Source organism: Enterococcus sp. DIV2384 (assembly GCF_050534975.1).
Classification (GTDB): domain Bacteria; phylum Bacillota; class Bacilli; order Lactobacillales; family Enterococcaceae; genus Enterococcus; species Enterococcus faecalis.
Genome location: NZ_CP172905.1, coordinates 650,358 through 671,852 on the forward strand (window position 1 = coordinate 650,358; position 21,495 = coordinate 671,852).

The 21,495-nt window shown below is 36.5% G+C and carries 17 protein-coding genes and 1 pseudogene; 14 read left to right on the plus strand and 4 right to left on the minus strand.

The features are described from left to right. The first annotated feature begins 64 nt into the window (after positions 1–64). The 14 genes from IGK54_RS03125 (at position 65) to IGK54_RS03190 (ending at position 17,280) form a co-directional block, all read left to right on the plus strand. Positions 65–976 (plus strand): aldo/keto reductase, encoded by a 912-nt coding sequence (locus IGK54_RS03125; protein WP_002355754.1) that lies wholly within the window; start codon positions 65–67, stop codon positions 974–976. A 187-nt stretch (positions 977–1,163) separates the two neighbouring features. Beyond that, positions 1,164–3,812 carry a DNA polymerase I gene (gene polA, locus IGK54_RS03130; protein WP_002361339.1) on the plus strand — a complete coding sequence of 883 codons (2,649 nt, stop codon included), beginning with the start codon at positions 1,164–1,166 and terminating at the stop codon, positions 3,810–3,812. A 99-nt stretch (positions 3,813–3,911) separates the two neighbouring features. Beyond that, positions 3,912–4,754: a DNA-formamidopyrimidine glycosylase gene (mutM, locus tag IGK54_RS03135; RefSeq protein WP_002355756.1), complete on the plus strand. Its 843-nt coding sequence runs from the start codon at positions 3,912–3,914 to the stop codon at positions 4,752–4,754. After that, on the plus strand, positions 4,751–5,350 hold the full coding sequence (gene coaE / locus IGK54_RS03140) for a dephospho-CoA kinase (RefSeq protein WP_010713834.1): 600 nt from the start codon (positions 4,751–4,753) through the stop codon (positions 5,348–5,350). Before mutM ends, coaE begins: the two co-directional genes overlap by 4 nt. Before the next feature lie 179 nt (positions 5,351–5,529). Continuing rightward, positions 5,530–6,012 (plus strand): transcriptional regulator NrdR, encoded by a 483-nt coding sequence (nrdR, locus tag IGK54_RS03145; RefSeq protein WP_002381296.1) that lies wholly within the window; start codon positions 5,530–5,532, stop codon positions 6,010–6,012. Positions 6,013–6,027: 15 nt separating this feature from the next. Then, complete coding sequence (locus IGK54_RS03150) at positions 6,028–7,437, plus strand: replication initiation and membrane attachment family protein (RefSeq protein WP_010825069.1); 1,410 nt, start codon at positions 6,028–6,030, stop codon at positions 7,435–7,437. Further along, complete coding sequence (gene dnaI, locus IGK54_RS03155) at positions 7,437–8,366, plus strand: primosomal protein DnaI (RefSeq protein ID WP_002370731.1); 930 nt, start codon at positions 7,437–7,439, stop codon at positions 8,364–8,366. Before IGK54_RS03150 ends, dnaI begins: the two co-directional genes overlap by 1 nt. 81 nt (positions 8,367–8,447) lie before the next feature. Next, on the plus strand, positions 8,448–9,656 hold the full coding sequence (locus tag IGK54_RS03160; protein ID WP_002385036.1) for a hypothetical protein: 1,209 nt from the start codon (positions 8,448–8,450) through the stop codon (positions 9,654–9,656). A gap of 13 nt (positions 9,657–9,669) precedes the next feature. Further along, positions 9,670–11,190, plus strand: coding sequence for a hypothetical protein (locus tag IGK54_RS03165; protein ID WP_430603191.1), 1,521 nt, complete (start codon positions 9,670–9,672; stop codon positions 11,188–11,190). Then, positions 11,180–12,763: a hypothetical protein gene (locus IGK54_RS03170; RefSeq protein WP_002355763.1), complete on the plus strand. Its 1,584-nt coding sequence runs from the start codon at positions 11,180–11,182 to the stop codon at positions 12,761–12,763. Before IGK54_RS03165 ends, IGK54_RS03170 begins: the two co-directional genes overlap by 11 nt. Beyond that, complete coding sequence (locus IGK54_RS03175; RefSeq protein ID WP_002355764.1) at positions 12,760–14,022, plus strand: glycosyltransferase; 1,263 nt, start codon at positions 12,760–12,762, stop codon at positions 14,020–14,022. Before IGK54_RS03170 ends, IGK54_RS03175 begins: the two co-directional genes overlap by 4 nt. 14 nt (positions 14,023–14,036) lie before the next feature. Next, positions 14,037–16,103: a cellulose biosynthesis cyclic di-GMP-binding regulatory protein BcsB gene (locus IGK54_RS03180; RefSeq protein WP_430603193.1), complete on the plus strand. Its 2,067-nt coding sequence runs from the start codon at positions 14,037–14,039 to the stop codon at positions 16,101–16,103. After that, positions 16,093–16,953, plus strand: a complete 861-nt coding sequence (locus IGK54_RS03185; protein ID WP_002385041.1) for a hypothetical protein — start codon at positions 16,093–16,095, stop codon at positions 16,951–16,953. The genes IGK54_RS03180 and IGK54_RS03185 overlap by 11 nt, the downstream gene beginning before the upstream one ends. A gap of 15 nt (positions 16,954–16,968) precedes the next feature. Continuing rightward, positions 16,969–17,280, plus strand: coding sequence for a hypothetical protein (locus IGK54_RS03190; protein WP_002368147.1), 312 nt, complete (start codon positions 16,969–16,971; stop codon positions 17,278–17,280). A gap of 85 nt (positions 17,281–17,365) precedes the next feature. On the opposite strand, the pseudogene IGK54_RS03195 reads toward IGK54_RS03190, so the two are convergent. The 4 genes and pseudogenes from IGK54_RS03195 to IGK54_RS03210 form a co-directional block, all read right to left on the minus strand. Continuing rightward, positions 17,366–18,768: pseudogene (locus IGK54_RS03195) on the minus strand (IS3 family transposase). Positions 18,769–18,844: 76 nt separating this feature from the next. Then, complete coding sequence (locus IGK54_RS03200) at positions 18,845–19,321, minus strand: hypothetical protein (RefSeq protein ID WP_002383333.1); 477 nt, start codon at positions 19,319–19,321, stop codon at positions 18,845–18,847. A gap of 21 nt (positions 19,322–19,342) precedes the next feature. Beyond that, positions 19,343–19,999, minus strand: a complete 657-nt coding sequence (locus IGK54_RS03205; protein ID WP_010825071.1) for a hypothetical protein — start codon at positions 19,997–19,999, stop codon at positions 19,343–19,345. A gap of 340 nt (positions 20,000–20,339) precedes the next feature. Continuing rightward, complete coding sequence (locus tag IGK54_RS03210; protein ID WP_010825072.1) at positions 20,340–21,491, minus strand: pyridoxal phosphate-dependent aminotransferase; 1,152 nt, start codon at positions 21,489–21,491, stop codon at positions 20,340–20,342. Positions 21,492–21,495 lie beyond the last annotated feature (4 nt).

Genomic DNA, 21,495 nt, shown 5'->3' on the forward strand with positions numbered 1-21,495 from the left:
TCCAATTTTGTCTAAATAGTGTTAAAATGAAGAAGTAAGAGGAATGGATGAGGAGGATATTAAAATGAAACAACTGCAATTTGGTACAAGTGACGAAACAGTTTCTTCGGTTATCTTAGGATGTATGCGCTTAAATGGTGCTGAAAATCCTCAACAGGTAATTGAAACTGCTTATGATCATGGCATTACATTTTTTGATCACGCCGACATTTATGGTGGCGGCGACTGCGAAACCATTTTTGGTAAGGCCTTAAAAGAAAGTACCATTCGTCGTGAAGATATTTTTATACAAACGAAATGTGGGATTCGTCAGGGCTTTTTTGACTTTTCAAAAGCACATATTTTAGAAGCGGTCGAAGGGAGTTTACAGCGTTTAGGTGTAGATTCAGTCGATGCATTATTGTTGCATCGTCCAGATACTTTAGTGGAACCAGAAGAAGTAGCTGAAGCTTTTCATTTATTAGAAAAACAAGGGAAAGTTCGCTATTTTGGTGTAAGTAACCAAACGCCAGGACAAATTGAACTTTTAAAAACAGCTGTTAAACAACCGTTATTAGCCAATCAATTACAATTTGGCATCAAGCATACTGGCATGGTGGATCAAGGCTTACAAACAAATATGGAAATATCAGGAAGCATTGATTATGATCATGGTATTTTAGATTATTCACGGTTGAAACAAATGACTATTCAAGCATGGTCGCCGTACCAATATGGTTATTTTGAAGGTGTCTTTATTGGAAATGAAAAATTCCCTGAGTTAAATCAAAAATTAAGCGAATTGGCTGAAAAATATCAAACAACGCCAACTGGCTTAGCCAGCAGCTGGATTCTGCGCCACCCTGCTAATATGCAAGTCATCGCAGGAAGTATGAATCTTGGTAGAATTGAAGAAATTGCTAAAGCAGCAGACATTGTGATTAGTCGCGAAGATTGGTACGATATTTATCGTGCAGCGGGAAATGTTTTGCCGTAAAAAGATTCTCATACTTGTGAAGATCCAGTGTGTATTGCTGATTGATTTTGGTATTTGATATAGTTGTCACTAAGGAACTATGTCAAATACCTTTTTCTTTCATTCGGCAATCTCCGTCTACTGCAAATTCTGTAGTTTTTTGTTAAAATAGAAAGGAAACTAGTTTGCTAAAGATGAGGGGAAAAAAATGACCAAAAAAAAATTATTACTCGTTGATGGAAACAGTGTAGCCTTTCGTGCATTTTTTGCGCTACATAACTCATTAGAACGATTCAAAAATAAAAACGGCTTGCATACAAATGCTATTTATGCGTTTAACAATATGTTTGAAAATGTAATGCAAAAAGAAATGCCTACTCATGTTTTAGTCGCTTTTGATGCAGGGAAAACCACATTCAGAACAGAATTTTATTCAGAATATAAAGCCGGACGTTCAAAAACACCGGGGGAATTTAAAGAACAAATGCCGTATATTCGTGAACTTTTAGAAGGTTTAGGCGTAAAATATTATGAACTACCTAACTATGAAGCAGATGATATTATTGGTACATTAGCCAACAAAGTTGATAAAGATGAATTTGATGTTGTTGTGTTATCAGGGGACCGAGATTTGACGCAATTAGCGACGGACACTGTCAAAGTAGATATCACTGTTAAAGGCGTTAGCGATATTGAATCATATACGCCTGAGCATATTGCTGAAAAATATGATGGGTTAACGCCTAAGCAAATTATTGATATGAAAGGGTTGGCTGGCGACACGTCGGATAACATTCCAGGTGTAACGAAAATCGGTGAGAAAACCGCGATTAAGCTGTTAAAACAATATGGCTCAGTTGAAGGGGTTTATGAGAATATCGATGAAATGAAAAAAAGCAAAATGAAAGAAAACTTGATTAATGATAAAGAGCAAGCCTTTCTTTCTAAACGTTTAGCGACAATTGAAGTCAATGCACCAGTCGAAGTCAATGTGGAAGACTTGGCATATGAAGGGAAAAACTTAGAAAAATTGGTTCCTTTTTATAAAGAAATGGACTTTAAACAATTTTTAGCTAAGTTGGACATTACAGAAGAACCTGTTGAAATGGAAGATATTTTATTTGAAGTAGTCGAAGATCAGTTAACCAATGAAATGTTTACAGACGATATGGCTCTTTATGTTGAGATGATGGAAGATAACTATCATACGTCACCGATTGTCGGCCTTGCTTGGGGCAACGACAAGAAGATTTATACCACGAATAATTTAGCTGTTTTTGAAAGTCAGCCATTTATCGACTGGTTGATGGATGAGACACGTAAAAAAAATGTCTATGATGCAAAACGGACGTACGTTGCACTAAATCGCTATGTAGGAAAAATGACAGGGATTGCCTTTGATGTTTTATTGGCTGCTTATTTACTTGATACCAATGACAATAACGCTGATATTGAAGGTGTAGCACAACATTACGGATATGATGCGATTCAATCTGATGAAGCTATTTATGGAAAAGGGGCCAAAAAAGGCTTGCCAGAGGACGAAGAAGTTTTCTTTGGTCATTTAGCACGTAAGATTAAAGCAATTCAATTTTTAACAAGCAAATTAGATAGCGAATTAACAGAAAAAAATCAAGCTGATTTATTCTATAAAATGGAATTACCACTTTCTCGTATTTTAGGTGATATGGAAATAACTGGGATCCGTGTTGATGCCACGCGCTTAAAAGAAATGCAAGTAGAATTTTCAGAACGCTTGAAAGAAATCGAAGAAAAAATCTATGCAGAAGCTGGCGAAGAATTTAATTTAAACTCACCTAAACAATTAGGCGTTATTTTATTTGAAAAAATGGGCTTACCTGTGATCAAAAAGACGAAAACTGGTTATTCAACAGCGGTGGATGTTTTAGAACAACTAAAAGAACAAGCACCAATTGTGGCAGATATTTTAACTTATCGTCAAATTGCCAAAATTCAATCAACCTATGTTGAAGGACTCTTAAAAGTAATTCAGCCAGATAATAAAATTCATACTCGGTATGTACAAACACTGACACAAACAGGACGATTAAGCTCAGTAGATCCCAATTTACAAAACATTCCTATCCGTTTAGAAGAAGGCCGAAAAATTAGAGAAGCCTTCGTACCAAGAGAGGATAATTGGTTGATTTTCTCTTCTGACTACTCTCAAATTGAGTTACGTGTGCTCGCGCATATTTCTAATGACGAGCATTTAAAAGAAGCATTTGTGGAAGGACAAGATATCCATGCCAGCACTGCAATGCGAGTTTTCGGTGTTGAAAAAGCAGAAGATGTCACACCTAACATGCGTCGTCAAGCTAAAGCGGTGAATTTTGGAATTGTCTATGGTATCAGTGATTATGGCTTGTCTCAAAACTTAGGCATTACTAGAAAGCAAGCGCAACAATATATTGACACCTATTTTGAAAAATATCCAGGCGTGAAACAGTACATGGAAGAGATTGTCCGCGATGCCAAAGACAAAGGCTATGTGGAAACATTGTATCATCGCCGTCGTTATTTAAGTGATATTAATTCAAGAAACTTTAATCTACGTTCGTTCGCTGAACGTACAGCGATTAATACACCGATTCAGGGAAGTGCCGCAGATATTTTAAAAATTGCGATGATTGAAATGGCGCGTCGTTTAAAAGAAGAAAAATTACAAGCGACAATGTTATTACAAGTGCACGATGAATTAGTTTTTGAAGTACCAGAATCAGAATTAGAACAATTAAATCAACTCGTCAAAGAAGTGATGGAGCACGCAGTTTCCTTACATGTGCCACTTATCACCGATAGCAGTTGGGGAAAAACATGGTATGAAGCAAAATAATAGCTTACCCATTAAGAACGATGAATAAAATAAGGATAAGTAGGATCTGGACGTTGATATCTAAGCGTTCAGACCTCTTTATATAAAGGAGCAAAAATAATGCCAGAATTACCAGAAGTAGAAACAGTGCGAAAAGGACTTGAAAAACTTGTTGTAGGAAAAACCATTCAAGAAGTCATTGTTTTTTGGCCAAGAATTATTGAATCACCAGAAGTTGATGTATTTCAAGGTCAATTAGCTGGTCAAACGATTGAAGGGATTGAGCGAAGAGGAAAATTTCTGATTTTTAAATTGTCTGATAATGATATGATTTCTCACTTACGGATGGAAGGAAAATATGAGTTTCATCAGGCTGATGATGAAATTGCCAAACATACCCATGTAATGTTTACTTTTACAGATGGCACGCAATTACGTTATTTAGATGTACGGAAATTTGGGCGTATGACATTGGTTCCTAAGAATCAAGGTCATCAATATAAAGGGATTTTAGCTTTGGGGCCAGAGCCAACACCAGACGTTTTCCAATTAGCTACTTTTCAACAAGGCTTGAAAAAGCATCATAAAGCAATTAAGCCATTGCTGTTAGATCAAAAGCTAGTGACGGGTTTGGGGAATATTTATGTAGATGAAGCACTTTGGCAAGCGCAAATCCATCCAGAACAACCAGCAGATTCCTTAAAACCTGCGGAAGTTGCTACGTTGTACCAAGCAATCATTGACGTCTTGGCACGCGCTGTTGAAGCAGGTGGAACCACCATTCGCACCTATCTAAACGCGTTAGGAGAAGCAGGGACTTTTCAAGTAGCGTTGAATGTCTATGGGCAAACAGGCTTACCTTGCAATCGTTGTGGTACGCCAATTGTTAAAACAAAAGTGGCACAACGTGGTACGCATTATTGTCCACAATGCCAACAATTGAAAGGTCGTCGATTGAAATGACAAAAGTTTTAGGCATTACAGGAGGGATTGCGACAGGTAAAAGTACGGTTGTTGCTCTTTTTAAAAAAGCAGGTTATCCAATTGTTGACGGCGACATTATCGCCCGAGAAATTGTTGCAAAAGGGCAACCAGCCTTAGCCGCAATCGTTGAAACTTTCGGACCAGAAATAGTATTAACAACTGGTGAATTGGATCGGAAAAAATTAGGACAATTAATTTTCGCTAGTCCTCAAAAAAGAGAGCTGTTAAATGAAACGCTGAAACCTTTTTTAAGAAAAGAAATTTTACGTCAAATTGAAGAAGCTAAAAAGAAAGCCGCCCTGGTTATTGTTGATATTCCTCTGCTTTATGAAGCTCATTATGAGGCGATTATGGATCAAGTTGCTGTGGTATATGTACCAGAAAAGATTCAAAAAGAGCGTCTGATGGCCCGAAACCAATTAACAGAAGAAGAAGCGCAACAACGAATTGCTAGCCAATGGCCGATTGAAATGAAAAAAGAACGAGCAGATATCGTGTTTGATAACCAAGGAACTAGAGAAGAAACGGAACAGCAAGTGAAGAAGTGGCTAGAGAAACAAACTGGAAAGAAGTGAATATTTTTTTTATGGCGTAAAATGTTTTGAAAATTTCAGAAAAAACAGTGAAAGTCTTTGTTTTTATTAAAGAATGGCAAAGATTCAACTAAGAACCAGTTCTAAAGACCTAGTAATAGCGCAATTTCATGTTATAATATAGGCAACAAAAATTATACAGAATAGAAGAGGTGAACGTTATGCGTTGTCCAAGATGTCATCATAATAATTCCCGTGTTATTGATAGCCGTCAAGCAGATGATGGACGTGCAATTCGCCGTCGTCGTGAATGTGAAAATTGCAGTTATCGGTTCACTACATTTGAAAGAATTGAAGCGGCGCCATTACTTGTAATCAAGAAAAATGGGGATCGTGAAGAATTTAATCGTGATAAAATTTTGCGTGGGCTCATTCGCTCTGCGGAAAAAAGACCCGTTGCTATGGAACAAATGGTTCAAATTGTCGATAATGTTGAAAATCGAGTGCGTAGTTTAGGGGAAAATGAAGTCTCTACAACGCTTATCGGTGAATATGTGATGGAAGATTTAGTCAATCTAGATGAAATTGCCTACATCCGCTTTGCGAGTGTTTATCGACAATTCAAAGATATGAGCGTGTTTTTGAAAGAGTTACAGGACATTGTCGACAAAGCAAAATCTTCTTCTCCTGACTCAGAAAATTAAAAAGGAGGTCTTTCTTTGAAAGGAAATCGGCAAAGAATCCAACCAAAAAATATTTTTCAAGCGGTTATTGATTCACCGCTTTCTGATCAAGAGAAAGAGGTTTTAACCTTTTTATATCAACCAATTGTCGGCGCCAATGCGTTTAGTTTATATTGGCTTTTGTTATCTGAAACAACAGACTCAGAGGAGAATGGCTCGCTGTTTCATGCAGATTTAATTAGTTTGCTGGACTTGAGTTGCCAACAATTAGAAGAAGCTTGCTACAAATTAGAAGGCATTGGGTTGCTAGAAACGTATAAAAAAACAGATCGGGAATTAGGAGATTGTTATTTATATTATTTAAAAGCACCTGAAACAGCCGCTCGTTTTTTTAAAGATGAAGTGTTAGCTTTAGTGTTATTTAATCGGGTTGGACAACGGAAATTTGATCAATTAGTGCAAAAGTTCCAACCGCATCCTACTAAAACAGAGGGCTATCAAAATGTTTCCGCTAGCTTTCAAGAGGTTTATGCCTTTAAAGAAGAACAAATTGTTTCCGAAGCGAACCGATTGACAACGATTCAAGAAACTTTTTCTCAAAAAGAAAAATCGAAGAAAATTTCTGTATTAACGGATTCTTTTGATTGGCACTATTTTGTGGAAGGTTTGCACCGTTTAGGCTTACAACTGCCTGAAGATGAGGCTAGTTTTCAAGAAGAAGTCTATGTTTTTCATCAATTATATGGCATCAATGAGTTAGATATGGTAGACTTTGCTTCGAAATCATTTGACTATTATACAAGTCGAATTTTGCCTAAGGAATTAGTGCGAACGATTCATCAAGCGTTTGATCCTGATAAAAAACCACAACCAACAAACGTAGTGACAAACAAGCAAGCACAATTGACGGTGGAAGAGCAACAAACGTATCGATATAACACATTAAAAATGAATGGTTTTTCTGAACTGGATATTCAAATGATTATGGATAGTGAAAAGAATCCGCCTATTCAATATTTAGAAGCTTTAAAAAATAGTCGAGGCGGCTATACGACACCACAAGAACGTTCATTAGTGAAATATTTGGTTGCCAAATCAGGCTTACCGACTAGTGTGATTAATATTTTGATTAACTATGTTTACAATATTCAACAACAACCGACTTTAAAAGCGGAGTATGTGAATCGAATTGCGAATGAATGGGGACAAAGTGGCATTCATTCACCAGAAAAAGCAATTGAACATGTCAGAGAATTGGCAAAACAAAGCCAAACCAAACAAAAACAGCGACAAAAAAATTATTCAGGGAAACGCCAAACTGTTCGACAAGAGCGATTGCCAGAATGGGCAGATCAGCCAAACGATGAAACAAAACTTTCCCCAGAAGAACAAGCCGAGTTAGATCGACAAATTCAAGAATTTTTAAACCAAGGAGGTGACCAATGATGGAAGACGTAGGAAAAGAAATGTCAAAAATTATCCAGAAGCGTGACATCAATGAACGATATGAAGAGCTGGTTAACGAAGTATTGAAAGATCAAGATGTTCAAGCCTTTATACAAGCAAACCGAGAGCGTTTAACCGATGAAGATATTCGTAAAAGTTATGCTAAGCTGTATGAATTTGTTCAAGAAAAAAAGAAATTTCAAGTAAACGATCCGGCAATGATTGCCCCCGGCTATGAGCCAAGATTAATGTTGAATTTTCATTACATTGATGTAACATATGTCCCAACGGCTGATTTAATCGCCCGTCAGAAGGAAGAAGAAATTCGCAATCGAGTAAGGGCAATGGACATGCCAAAAGATGTCCGAGAAGCAAATTTACGAGATTTCGATCCATCTTCTCAAGGTCGAGCCAAAGCGTTAGCAGAAGCAATGCAATTTTTAAGAGAATATCCTGCGACACCAAAAGAATTTCATAAAGGGCTCTATTTACAAGGCCCCTTCGGTGTAGGAAAATCTTTCTTATTAGGTGCGATGGCTAATGCTTTAGCAGAACGTGGATTTACTACGACAATTGTTCATTTTCCAACATTTACAGTAGAAATGAAACAAGCCATTGGTCGCGATCAAGTTGGTGAAAAGCTCGATGCAGTAAAAAAATCCCCTATATTAATGATTGATGACATTGGTGCGGAATCCATGACTAGTTGGATTCGTGACGACGTTTTAAGCGTAATCTTGCAATACCGAATGCAAGAACAATTAGTTACTTTTTTCTCTTCCAATCTAGATTTAAAAGCTTTAGAAGAGCATTTAACCGTGACGCAACGAGGAGAACAAGAGCCGCTAAAAGCCAGACGAATTATGGAACGTGTGCGTTATCTGTCAAAAGAGATTACGATGACAGGAAATGATCGACGAAACGGTTAAAGCAATCCTTTTATTTTTATGGATTGCTTTTTTTCTTGTGCTTGAAGATGTAGCGTAAGTTTCGCAAAAACAAGTACTTTTGTGTACACTGACAATAAAGAAGTGAGGAAAAGAGGCGTAACAATGAAGAGAAAACTTTGGATTTTTATTGGGGTATTCGTGGTGCTTCTGGGAGGATATTTTCTTTTGTTTAGAGAAAAATCCTATAAAGTAGAGGTGGAAAAAGTGAATCCAAAAATTCAACGCTTAATGTCGACAGACAAACAACATTTTTTAACAAAACATGAATTTCACACAAAAGAAACCGCTGAACGCAAAGATTTGTTGAAGTTTTTTATTGAAACCCGGCTCAAAACAGACGGCGGCTTTTTAACCAATTATTTACCAGATGCTGAACGCAAAGATGTCGCCACAGGACATGAGTTGCTAAGTGAGTCTTCGGGTCTATATTTGCGTAATTTAGCTTTTGATACGCAGGGACGTTTTGATAATTTTTACAAGCAGACGAAAGACACCTTTTACGACGGTGTCCAATTTAGTTACCGAATTGACGAGCAAGGCAATAAGTACAATGTCAATGCCTCGATTGATGATTTACGGATCATTCGTTCATTAATTGAAGCAGGGGGGCATTTTAAAACAGATCAGTACGATCAAGAAATTAAAAAATTAGGCAAGAGTTTTATGAAAACCTCTATGAAAGATAATATTCTAATTGATTTTTACGATAGTAAATCAAAACAACAGTCTTCAGAAACTTCTTTGTTTTATATTGACTTAATTACGCTGGGTTATCTATACAAAGAATTTGGGATTTCAGCAGACTACTTGCAGTATCATTACCAATTAATAGACGATGGCTATATTTCTGATGATTTACCTCTTTATCAAACGAAGTTTAATCATCAAACAAATAAATACGAAAACAACGGAACACTTAATATTATTGAATCTTTATTAACGATTGTTCATTTAAGTGAAGTGGGTATGGCGAAACAGACTAGTATTGATTTTGTACGAAAACAAGTTCAGCAAGGAACGCTTTTTAACTCGTATGATTTAAATGGATCACCTGTGGATAAAAATCAATCTGCAGCCAGTTATGCGATAGCGGCTTTAATTGGTGTTGCCGAAAATGACAAAGAGTTGTATCGTGCGGCAATCACAGTACTTAATAATTTTCAAATTATGGATTCAAGCAGTCCGATTTATGGAGGATTTGGTGATAAAGTTACGAAACAAGTCTATTCCTATAATAACTTAATGGCTCTTTTGGCCTATGATTTCTAGATGAGGTGAAAGCATGGAAAAGATCAAAAAACACATGAACTCGGCTTTTGAATGGTTGAGTCGTTATATTTCTCCAAGTCTTTTGGCCGTTTTAGGGATTGGGTTAGTGACAAGCATTTTGTTATTTGTTTATCCGATTAATGGCTTGGGAGATAATGGCGAGTATTTTCGTGTGTTAAATTCAAATAGTCTTTATCGTGTCAATGGTGATAGCTACGACAATGTGGCCTATTTTGTTAAGGACTTTTCAATTATGCGTTATTTTAATGAAACAACGACGCACTTTGTTTCCACTCAACAATTTTTCATCACCATTGCCATTTGGCTTAATAAACTTTTTTATAGTCAAACACTTTTCGATATTCGTTTCTTAGGTTTCGTTTATCTTAGTTGTTTTTTAGTGTCAATTTATATTCTGGTACGAGGCTTAACCGAAGGCGTATCTTTGAAAAAAAGTTATCTTATCTCCTTGTTGGTTATTTTCATCTTGGGGGATACCTCCTATACGATTTATTTTAATTCCTTTTATACAGAAGCGACGAGTTTTTTACTTTCTGTGAGTGTCTTAGCATTTTCAGTCTATTTTTATCGGGTGACGAAACCACGAACTTGGCTCAGAAGAATAGTTTTGGTTATCTTGGCACAAGCAGTAGTACTTTTAATAGGGACAACACGCCAAGAATATTTGCTGATTATTGGCGTAATTATTGCTGGATTAGGATTTTTTGTCTACTTGTCACAACGTTACCAACGATTGTCAATGACGGCCTTTTTAATTGCGTTGATTGGTTTTACAACGTTAGCGGCTTTTATCGTTCCTAACGATATCTATGAACGTGATGTCTACCACAGTATGACGCGCGGTGTAATGAAGGATAGTAAGGTTCCAGATAAACGGATGTCAGAGGGCAGAATCAACCCGCAATATGGGTTACAAAAGGGACGTTCCTACTTTGAAGAATACAGTCCCGTGTCACCAACTTCTGAACAAATGAAAAAAGATTTTTTTGATAAAACGAGTTTTGGATGGGTGTTATTGAATTATTTAAATTATCCATCTGAATTATGGCAAGGACTGAATTCAGCGGTCCCAAATGTTTACTTAGTAAAGCCTAATAATGTGGGGAATTTTGAGAAAACGACGGGGCGTGCACCGCTGGAACAATCTAAATTTTTTATGGTGTATAACCGTATTAAAGCCAGTTTTTTTCCTAAAAACTTTGCTTTCTATCTATTATTAGGCGTGATTCTGTTTGGTTTATATGGCGTTGGTTTATACAGAGGACTCAAGAGAAACGAACCCAGATTAGTTTTTCGCTTCTTTTTAATGACAGGAATTTATCTAAATTTATTAGTTGTTTTCATTTCAACAATTATTATTGATGGGGATAGTGACTTAGTACGTCATTTGTTTTTAGTCTCAGTATTTTTAGATTTTCTCTTGTTACAAATTGTTTCTGATGTTATTGGTAAACGAATGTGGCAAGATACAACACCACAAGTCATTGGGGAGGTAGAGGGAATTGAAAAATAAACAATATCTTATTGGCTGGGTGTGTTTCTTACTCTTTTTCGTTTTTTGTGGCTTTGCCAAACCGGCGCTGGCTGCACCAAGTAAACATGTCTTACTTGTCTATGACAGCTTGAATATTGCTGGGAAAAAAGAAAATGATGTGGATGCTTTACAACGAGTGTTGACGAGTTTTGGAGTAGAAGTTCAGAGTGTGGCGGTATCAGATTATGTGCCTGGCGAATTGCTAAATGATGGCTATGACAGTTTGATTTCTATGGTGAATTGGCCTGAACAAGCCGGCGTTATTGCCTCTGATTTTCTAGCAGATCGAGTTCATTTTAAAGGCAAACAATTACACATTGGTCGAAACATGCGTGACGATGAAAAACAATATTTTAGCGGTACGTGGAAAGAATTAAGTCATCGTCAATATCGGTTAGAAGATGAAAAAAACCGCTTTTCTCAAGTATTGCCTTTTCAAGATCAATCAGTTGTGTTGGAAAATACGCAAGGTCAGACGGTTGGCCGATTAAAAACACAAGAATTAGCACCAGAAGAATATCCATTTGGTGTAATTGAGAATGGGCATGCTTTTCTCCCAATGTTTGAACGCAAAGGCGCTGTTTTTTTAGAAAGCTTGGACGTAATTAGTCAATGGCTGGAAAGTGAAAAAATGTCACGGCCGTTTTTGACGATTTCTGATTTTAACCCGTTAAGAGATATGTCTGTGGCAACCTATTTGCAAGAAGAATTAGTTAAAACCACGTATCCTTATATTTTATCCAGTACGAGCGTTTCACAAAACAATACGATTTTACCTTATAAACTATTTACGAATGCGTTACGTGCGTTTGCTTCGACGGGGGTTATTTTCTTAGAAACACCGGTCGTTAACAATGTTGATTTAAATGACCAACGTGCTTTGAAACAATTGATGGAGCAGCAGATTAGTTTATTGGTCGACAGACATGTCTATCCAGTAGGCATTTCTGCTCCAGGATACTGGAATCAAGACCTTCAATACCAAGAGGATGGTCTAGCAATTAGTGATACAGTGATTCTAAGAGAAAATCCGCCGATTGAACGCGTTTTTTATCGGAACCAAACGGGAGAATCAATCACTTATAAGAATGCTTTGTTTGATTTACCGTATGATTATTTATCGGGGATTGAATGGACGGATAAAGATAATCCGAATGACTATCGATTTCCAATGCCGACCACCATTAGTTTTTCATTTCCAAATTCTAAAAAAGAAGTGGATCATCTAATTCAAGAAGTCAAGGAAGCGCCAATAGTGTTTAGTGTTTCAGAAGCGGATCAACATTTCACTGTTCAAACACAAACGCAGAAAATCGAATTTCGGAATAATCGGTTCTTCTTAAACAATCAAATTGTCAATGGTTTGGCTGATACAGGGGCCTCAACAGTTGAAAAACAACGATTTACAGGCTTATTTTCATTCTTTTTCAGTATCACAAACAATATTTTAATTGGCGTTGTTACACTGACTTTAATCATCCTGATTATTTTGTTTATGATTGGACGAAAGAATTATCGGTCGAAATATATTAATAAGGAGGAAGACAAATGACCATTGCTGACATTGTAATGTTAACAGCAACTATCATTATTTGGAGTCTACTAATTGTAAATATTCTCTTAGTTATTTTTGGCTATGTTTATTATTTAAAAACAGATCCTGTCGCACCACCACCTGTAGAGGACGAAGACGCGCCGTTTGTTTCAATTATGGTGCCGGCCCATAATGAAGGAATTGTCATTGTGCGGACAGTTGAAGCGTTATTGAATTTTAATTATCCGCAAGATCGCTATGAAATTATTGTGATTAATGACAACTCAAGTGATAATAGTGCTGAGCTTTTAGCGAATGTCCAAAAAAAGGCGGTTAATCGAAATTTGCAGATTATTAATACAGACAATATAACAGGTGGGAAAGGTAAGTCTAATGCCTTAAACATTGGTTTCAAGCAAGCCAAGGGGGACGTGATTGCCATTTATGATGCGGACAATACACCTGAACCGAATGCACTCCGTTATTTAGTTGGAGAGTTAATCGCTAGTGAGGAATACGGCGCGGTTATTGGTAAATTTAGAACGAGAAATCGCAATGCAAGCTTGTTGACACGCTTTATTAATATCGAGACACTGGCCTTTCAATGGATGGCACAAGCCGGTCGTTTTCAATTATTTAAGTTATGCACGATTCCTGGCACAAATTTCATTGTTCGTCGTAGTATTATTGAAGCCATTGGCGGCTGGGATGACAAAGCGTTAGCCGAAGATACAGAAATCAGTTTCCGCATCTATATGATGGGCTATAAAATTAAGTTTCAACCAAAAGCAGTGACGTGGGAGCAAGAGCCACAAACTTTGTCAGTTTGGTTCCGACAACGGACGCGATGGGTCAAAGGCAATATTTATGTCATTGTTAAAAATGCTAAATTATTGTTTAATCCTAAAGCGAGTCGGATCCGTTTTGATATTTTATATTTCTTGTCCATTTATTTTCTCTTAATGACATCGCTCGTTTTGTCAGACATCATGTTAGTTTTATCAATGTCTGGTTACTTAACAACGACCCTGCAAGGATTTAGCAATTCCTTATGGTTGTTAGCGATTTTGTTATTTATTTTCAGTACTTTTGTCAGTATTACAACCGAAAAAGGCGAAATGACTTTAGAGAATATCTTAATTATTGCCTTGATGTATATTACATACAGTCAGATGTGGCTAGTAGTCGCCGCTTATGGCATGGTGATGTATATTAAAGAAAATGTTTTTCATAAACAAACACAAACAAAATGGTACAAAACTGAACGATTTAAATAAGGAGGAAACGTGCAATGAAACAAAAAACAGTCACTTTAATAGGGTTGTTCTTTCTGGCAATTCTGATTGGTGTCGCAAGTCCGACCGTATACGCCGAAAACAAAGAACAAGACAACCATACCTTTACACAACCTTTTCAAAATAAAACAATCTCTTTAACAGGTACTTCTGTCCGTAGCACCATGTATTTTACAAAAATTGATTATTGGAACGTTAAAAAAGCATCATTCAATATGACCTACCAAATCACACAATTAAAAAATAATCAGACCTCAGATTTAACTGTGGCGGTTAATGGTGTGAAGTTTTATTCTTGGCGTCCTGAAAATACGACTGGTATTCAACAAAAGACGATTGAAATCCCTTTGGAACTGATTAAAGAGACAAATACATTGACTGTTGAAGGCCAAATTATTAATCAGGCAGGAAACGACATGTATAATTTAATTGAAACTCCAGCAAATTGGTTAACGATGTATGAAGGATCTAACGTAAACTTCCAATACGATTTACAATTACCAGAGAATACGATTCATTCTTTTTATAATCATTTTGTGGGAGCAGACACGATTGCGAATAAACACAGTGTTATTTTGACACCAGAAAATGCATCGGAAAAAGAATTAGCTGCAGCGACCCATGCGTTAGCTGGTGCTGCTCGTTTGATTACTACCTCAGAAGAATTGTTGCCAATGGCTTCTTTGAACAAAGAACAGTCAGCACCCTATCAGTTGATTATTGCCAGCTATGATAAATTACCAGATCAGTATAAAAGTCAAATTGATAGCAAACGCGTGGAGGACCAGGCTGTCTTAAAATTTTTCAATCAACCAGATAAGCATGTTTTAGTAGCTACTTCTAAAGATGAGGACTTACTTGTTCGTGCGGGACGTTATTTAGCCAATTATGAATTAATGACCCAAACACATAAAGAAGAGACAACAGTTGATGAGAATACCGATACGTTTAGTTCAACTTTAGAATTTGATGGAAATTATCCATTAACCTCAACGGGGGACAAACTAGAAGGGGCCTATCACCAAGAACAAACGTACTTTGTCAATTTACCAGTGGATCGAAACAATGCCAATGGAAGTCGCGTGCATTTACATTTTAAATACGCTGAAAACTTAGATTTTGATTCTTCTTTAGTGACGGTCTATGCCAATGATAAACCAATTGGCAGCAAGAAATTAACCGCTACTCGTGCGAACGGTGATGAATTAAATCTCGAATTTCCAAAGAACTTAGAAATTGCTGATAGTTTTGTTTTAAAAGTCGCTTTTGATTTGAATGTTAAATCACCAGAAGTTTTACGAAATGGTCAGACTCCATGGGCCTTTATTGAAAATAATTCGAATGCGTTTATTCAAACAGAAGAACTTAATGACATATTATTTAATAACTATCCGAACATTTTTATCAGAAGCCGTTCTTTTGCTGATTTAGCGATTTTATTACCAGAAAAAATGGACGATAACTATTTTAAAGTGTTGACCAATCTATTTAACTTAATTGGTAATTATGCCGAAAGTAATGTCGGTGAGATTACGTATTATAAAAAAGCGCCTAAAAATGCGGCATTAGAAAATCATAACTTGATTATTTTTGGTACGCCTAAGGATAATCCGATGATTCGTAAGTTAAACGATCAATTATATTTCCATTATGATAAGGACTTCACACGTTTTGTTTCAAACGAGAAACTGAGCATTGAAAAAGATTATGGTAAACAAATCGGTACGGCGCAGTTAATGTTTTCTCCATATAATGCGAAAGCCGCGGCGTTAATCTTAACAGGAGCTAAATCACAAGGTGTCTTTTTAGCCTCTACACAAGTGAATACAGAGAAGAATACTTCTATGTACAAAGGAGATGCCATTGTGGTCGATCCGAACTATCGTCGCTATGATTATCGTTTCAAAAAACGTGTAAGCAACGTTAGCAACGAATCATTAGGTAAACGAATTGTCAATAATCATAAATTAATGATTTATCTATTTGTCTTCTTAATTGGTATGACCATTATTGGATTAAGTGCGTTCTTCATCGTGAAGAAGAATTTGAAAGGTGGGGAATAGAGTGAATCAAAAACGAGTGACCTTACTTTTGGATTTAACTTTGTTGGTAGGAATTGTTTTGGTTGTCGGCACAACCATCTTTATGGCCTTAGGAACGAATGATTTCTTTGTGGACTTAAGTTGTCTATTAATTTCAGTTATCTTAATTATTGTTACCTATTTTGTAGGAATTACAGCGGGGTTAACATTTTCGCTTATATTTATTTTTCTACAATTGACTTATGTTGTATATCAGTATGTCTATCATGATTTGTTTAGCTATGGCTCATTATTTTGGCTAATCATGCCGCCGCTCTACTGTTTAACAATCTATGCAGTGACTTATCAAATTCGTACGATTGAAGAAGAAAATATTCGCTTACGTAAAGAAACTTCACGGTTAAATGCGTTAGATGCAGTAACTAATTTAAGAACAGCAAAAATGTACGAGGAAGGATTCGATTTATTTTCTGACATTTCTACACGTTATGAAGCGCCGTTATATTTAGTCGTGATCCGAGTGGCCTATTGGGAAAGTATTCGTAACTTATTAAGTCCTGAACAAAAAAATGAATTGCTACAAATCGTGACAGCGGCGATTAAAGAGACAACAGATGATCGCTTCTTACCATACTTTATCGACGGCACACCGCCGACTTGGGCATTATTAATTTTCCGCGATGGGGATGACGGATACACTACTAGAAAAGAATTCAAACAACAAGCTCAAGAGAAATTTGCCCATTCTGAAACCTTAAGGAATATTACTTTGACATTACAAGTTTCCTATACCAAATATGATCCTGCCGAATTTAACAACGCTTCAGAATTTTTAGGGGATGGAATTAATTCTCTTCAATATGATGTTTAAAAAGGAGGCAAACAAATGACTGAAAAAATTGCTGTTTTTACAGGGAAGTTAGCAGAGGCTGGTGTGTTAAATGAGACGCAGCCATTGTCAATGCGATTACATTTAGAAAATATCCAAGCAGAAAGTGATCCAGAATCTATTGTGCCCTTATTTTCTCATGGGGTAATTTTAAACATACTTGTTGAACAGTTAGAGGAAAGCATCCCACTGACTCACTTGAAAAAAGGGACCAAAGTCCGTTTCACAGTCGTGGGCTTGCCACCGATGACTATGTCGATTCCACCGCATGTTGGTGGGCAAGCGATTGAATTGATAGAAGAAATCTAAAAATAAAAAAACGACAACCATTGTAATATGTGTAGTGACCCCAAAAAGTTAGACTTTTTATAGAGTGGATTTTTCCACTCTATTTTTATGCAGTTTTTTGATTGAATTGTCGAAATTCTACTGGGCTTTTCCAGTTAAGTTTTTCCTTGATTCGGTGATGATTGTAATAATAAATGTAGTTCTCAATTGCTTCTCTCAATTCATTTTGACTTTGATAGATTTTTCCATAGTACACTTCTTGTTTTAGGATACTGAAGAAATTCTCCATAGGAGAATTATCTAAACAGGTTCCTTTTCGAGACATACTTTGAAAGATATTGTTGTCCTTTAATGTTTGTATATAGACATTCATTTGATAAGCCCAGCCTTGATCAGAGTGAAAGGTGCGCCGATAGGGACAATCATTTGTTTGAGAAATTGCTTCTTTCAGACCTTCCATAACTGTTTTACCATTTGGTTGAGTAGAAAGGCTATAGCTTAGAATTTCACTATTATACATATCCATAAATGGATCTAAGTATAGTTTTTTCTGACGAAAGATGCCTGCGTTATCTGCTTCAAAGTACTTAAATTCAGTTGTATCAGTTGTAATTTTTTGATGAGGAACAGAGGTTTTAAATCGGCGACGAATCAAATTTTTAGCGATTTTACCAACGGTTCCTTTATAGGAATTATATTTTCTTGATTTCTTAGTAAAAGCTTTGACTTGTAACTTTAACTTTTGTATTAATCGCTGGACTTTCTTTTTATTCACTTGAAATCCACGTCGTTTCAATTCTTGGGTCATCCTTCTATAGCCATAATGTTGATGTTTTTTACGAATCGCTTGAATTTCTTCTTCGATGATTTGTGTTGAAGCTGTTCTGTCGAGGCGTTTTTGCCAGTACATGTAAGTAGATTTTGGAAACCTTAGGGTTTCCAAAATATCTTTTAATCGAAAGTGTCTTCGGAGACTGTGAATGATTCGTGCGATTCGTTCATTTTTTGTTCGTCCTCTAAACGCAGTCTCCTCAATTCTTTTAAATAGGCATTCTCAATTTTTAACATTCTATTTTCTTTTTCTAGTTTCTCTACTTGAGATCGTTCACTTGGTAGTGGTTGGGGTTCATTTCGTTTCTTTTTAGACATGGTAGGTGGACGTCCTTTCTGTTTAGAGAGTCCCTCTATACCAAACTTCTGATACGTTCTAAGCCAATTCGCAATCAATGATGGATTGTTCATTTTTAGAAGATTAGCTACTTCTTGATAGGACAACTCTGTTGTTAAATATAACTCTATCGCATCTAGCTTAAATTGAACAGAGTAATTCTTATTTTTTCGACTGCGAAGTAGGCCTTCTTCACCAAGTTCTTTATAGGCATTTATCCATTTGCTTATTTGAGAACTATCTTTAAACCCATACTTCTTTGCGAGAAACCTTAGACCTCCTTGACCAGATAAGTAGTCATGAACAAGTTTAAGTTTAAATTCAAAACTGTATTTTGCCATACAAAAAAACCTCCAAAAGTTAGATTTCTAGGTCTAACTTTTGGGGGTCGGCTCAATGGCTGTCGTTTTTTTATTTTCATGAATGTATTGAATTCTTAAAAGGAGAGGTTCCTTTTTCACCATAAGGATTTAAGTCGTGCTCATCTAAAGCAGTTAGTAATTCACCTAATGTTGTTGCATTTGGGTCAGTATCGCTATCCCAAGATTCGCCGGTACCTAGTTCAATTTGGCCTGATATAAAGGCTCCTTCTGGCATGACAAGAATAGTGGTTGCTTCTGTGAAATTTTCCTCTTCAAATATGGGTAACCAACATTCTGGAGATTTTTTAGCATCCTCAAGGGCAGCTTTAATGGTCGGATTTTCCTCGTTTACAGAAGGGGAGGTCCTTTCTGTTTCAGTAGTTACAATAGGCTCAGTGGCTTCAGAGATAGTAGCTGTTGTCGTGGTATCTTCTGCTAAAGCAGCTTTAGTTAATAAGCTTGAACTAATGAACAAAGTCCCTAATAGAAGAGGTACTGTCGTCGCTTTAAAAAAAGAGTGTTTTATTTTCATAATTTTGTTTCTCCTTTCTGATTACCAATTGCGGACGATATAATAAGAATTAGGCGCAGGGTTAAAAGAATAGTAGGTAGTTAGATTACCTGGCCCGGTAAAATACATCGAATAGCCAGGGGTCATGATAGTACCAAAACCAGTTCCTGTGTTGTATGTATCCCTGGCATTGCGGGTTGTTCCTACCAAAGCTGAATCATTATAGGTTTGCCAACGTAGATAAGCACCTGTTCCACTCGCAGGCCTGAAATTGTAACCTGCAAAGCGCCAACCTCTTCCGCTAAAGTAATTGGATCTATATAATCCGTTATTTGGAACAGTGTAAGTTCCAGCCGCGGTAGTTGGAGCAGGTGAGCCTCTGCGAACTAAATCAGCACGATTGATTAAAGGTTTTGCTTCAACCATTTTTTTATATTCATTAGTAGTAATTGCTAAAGGGGAGGTCTCGGTATCAATCACAACGGGTTCTGGAAACAAGTTTGGATCATCAATTTCAAAAATTCCACCAGAGATAGCGGCACCGTCAGGTAAAACAACCACCCGTTCAGAATCGTCAAATTCCTCTGATTCTACAATTTTTCCGGGAATAAAATCAGCAGCATTTGCGTGTTCAGTAAATCCAACAACAACCAACAAAGAAAAGAATAACGATGAAGTGCTTAACAATGTTTTTTTCATTTACAAAACTCCTAACTTTAAATAATATACTTGAACTCCAAGTATAATAATTATAGCATTTTAAAATAAAATAATCTAATTATTTTTATGTTATTTCAGTTAAATAATTTCAATTGATTTCAATTATATTGATTTTCATGTTGTTAAATATAAATCATGAAATATAGATAGTATTCAATTGGGTTTGTTTTAATTTGAAACGTAGTATTTTTTATTTATATGTTTAAAATAGGTTTTTTTTAATATTTAATTTATATAATTAAAATGATTTTTCTTGAAAGGGATTAAAAAATAAGCATGAAAGTAATCATAATTGATCTCTTTCATGCTTATTGTCAGTTTAAAAGGCCATTCTTTCAATTCGATCGAACGCTTCCTTTAATAAATCTAAATTTTGTGTTGCGGCTAAACGAATGTACTCATCGCCCGTTGTTTCACCAAATGCTTTTCCAGGAATCACTAATACCTGTGTCTCTTTTAAAAGCTTTTCCACAAAAGGAACGGAACTTAGTCCGGTTTTTTGAATGTTAATGAAGGCGTAAATACTTCCTTTGACTGGATGAAGCGAAAGGAAAGGGATCTTTGCTACTCGTTGGGCCACATACTCTAAACGTGTTTGGAACACTTCAACGATTGGGTCTACAAATTCGTCAAAATGTTGTAACGCATAGATTCCTGCTTGCTGTGACAACGTAGGCGCAGAATACGTAACGCCTTCATTAATTAATTTGGCTACTTCGTTAATATAGTCTGGGGCAATCATATAACCAATACGCCAACCAGTCATTGCAAAGGCTTTTGAAAAGCTACCAAAAGTGATAGTATTTTCTGGAGCAAACATTGCCATGGGAGTAAACGTTTCTTGGAAACAAAAGGCTTCATAAACTTCATCTGAAAGAATGTATAAATTGTGTTCAATCGCTACCTGTGCGATTTCTCTGAAAGTTTCTTCAGAGAAAACAGCGCCTGTCGGGTTATTCGGTGAATTTAGAATAATCGCTTTGGTTTTAGGCGTGATTTTTTCTTTCAAAAGAGCTACATCAATTTGGAAACCATCTTCTTCATAAGTCGGTAAAAAGACAGGAACACCATTTGCTAAAAGGACTTGGTCTTTATAAGGAGAGAAGTAAGGTTCATGAATAATCACTTCATCTCCAGGATTTAGAATCACTTGTAAGGCAAGGTACATTCCGTGCAGAGCGCCAACTGTGGCCCGGACTTGATTCGGTTGAAAGGATAATTGATAATGTGACTGATAAAACTGAATGACCGCCTCAATGAATGCCTCGCTACCATCAGAAGCGGTATATTTTGTATGCCCATTTTTGGCATCGTTAGCTGCTTGTTCGATAATCCGCTCATCGGTAATTAAGTCAGGGTCACCAATCGATAAATCGATTAAATTTGGGGTCTTTTTCGCCAATGTTGCAATATCCATGAGTAAATTTTCAGTAGGTTGTTGGTAACGTGTTGCGATATTCTTGCGATCCATACCA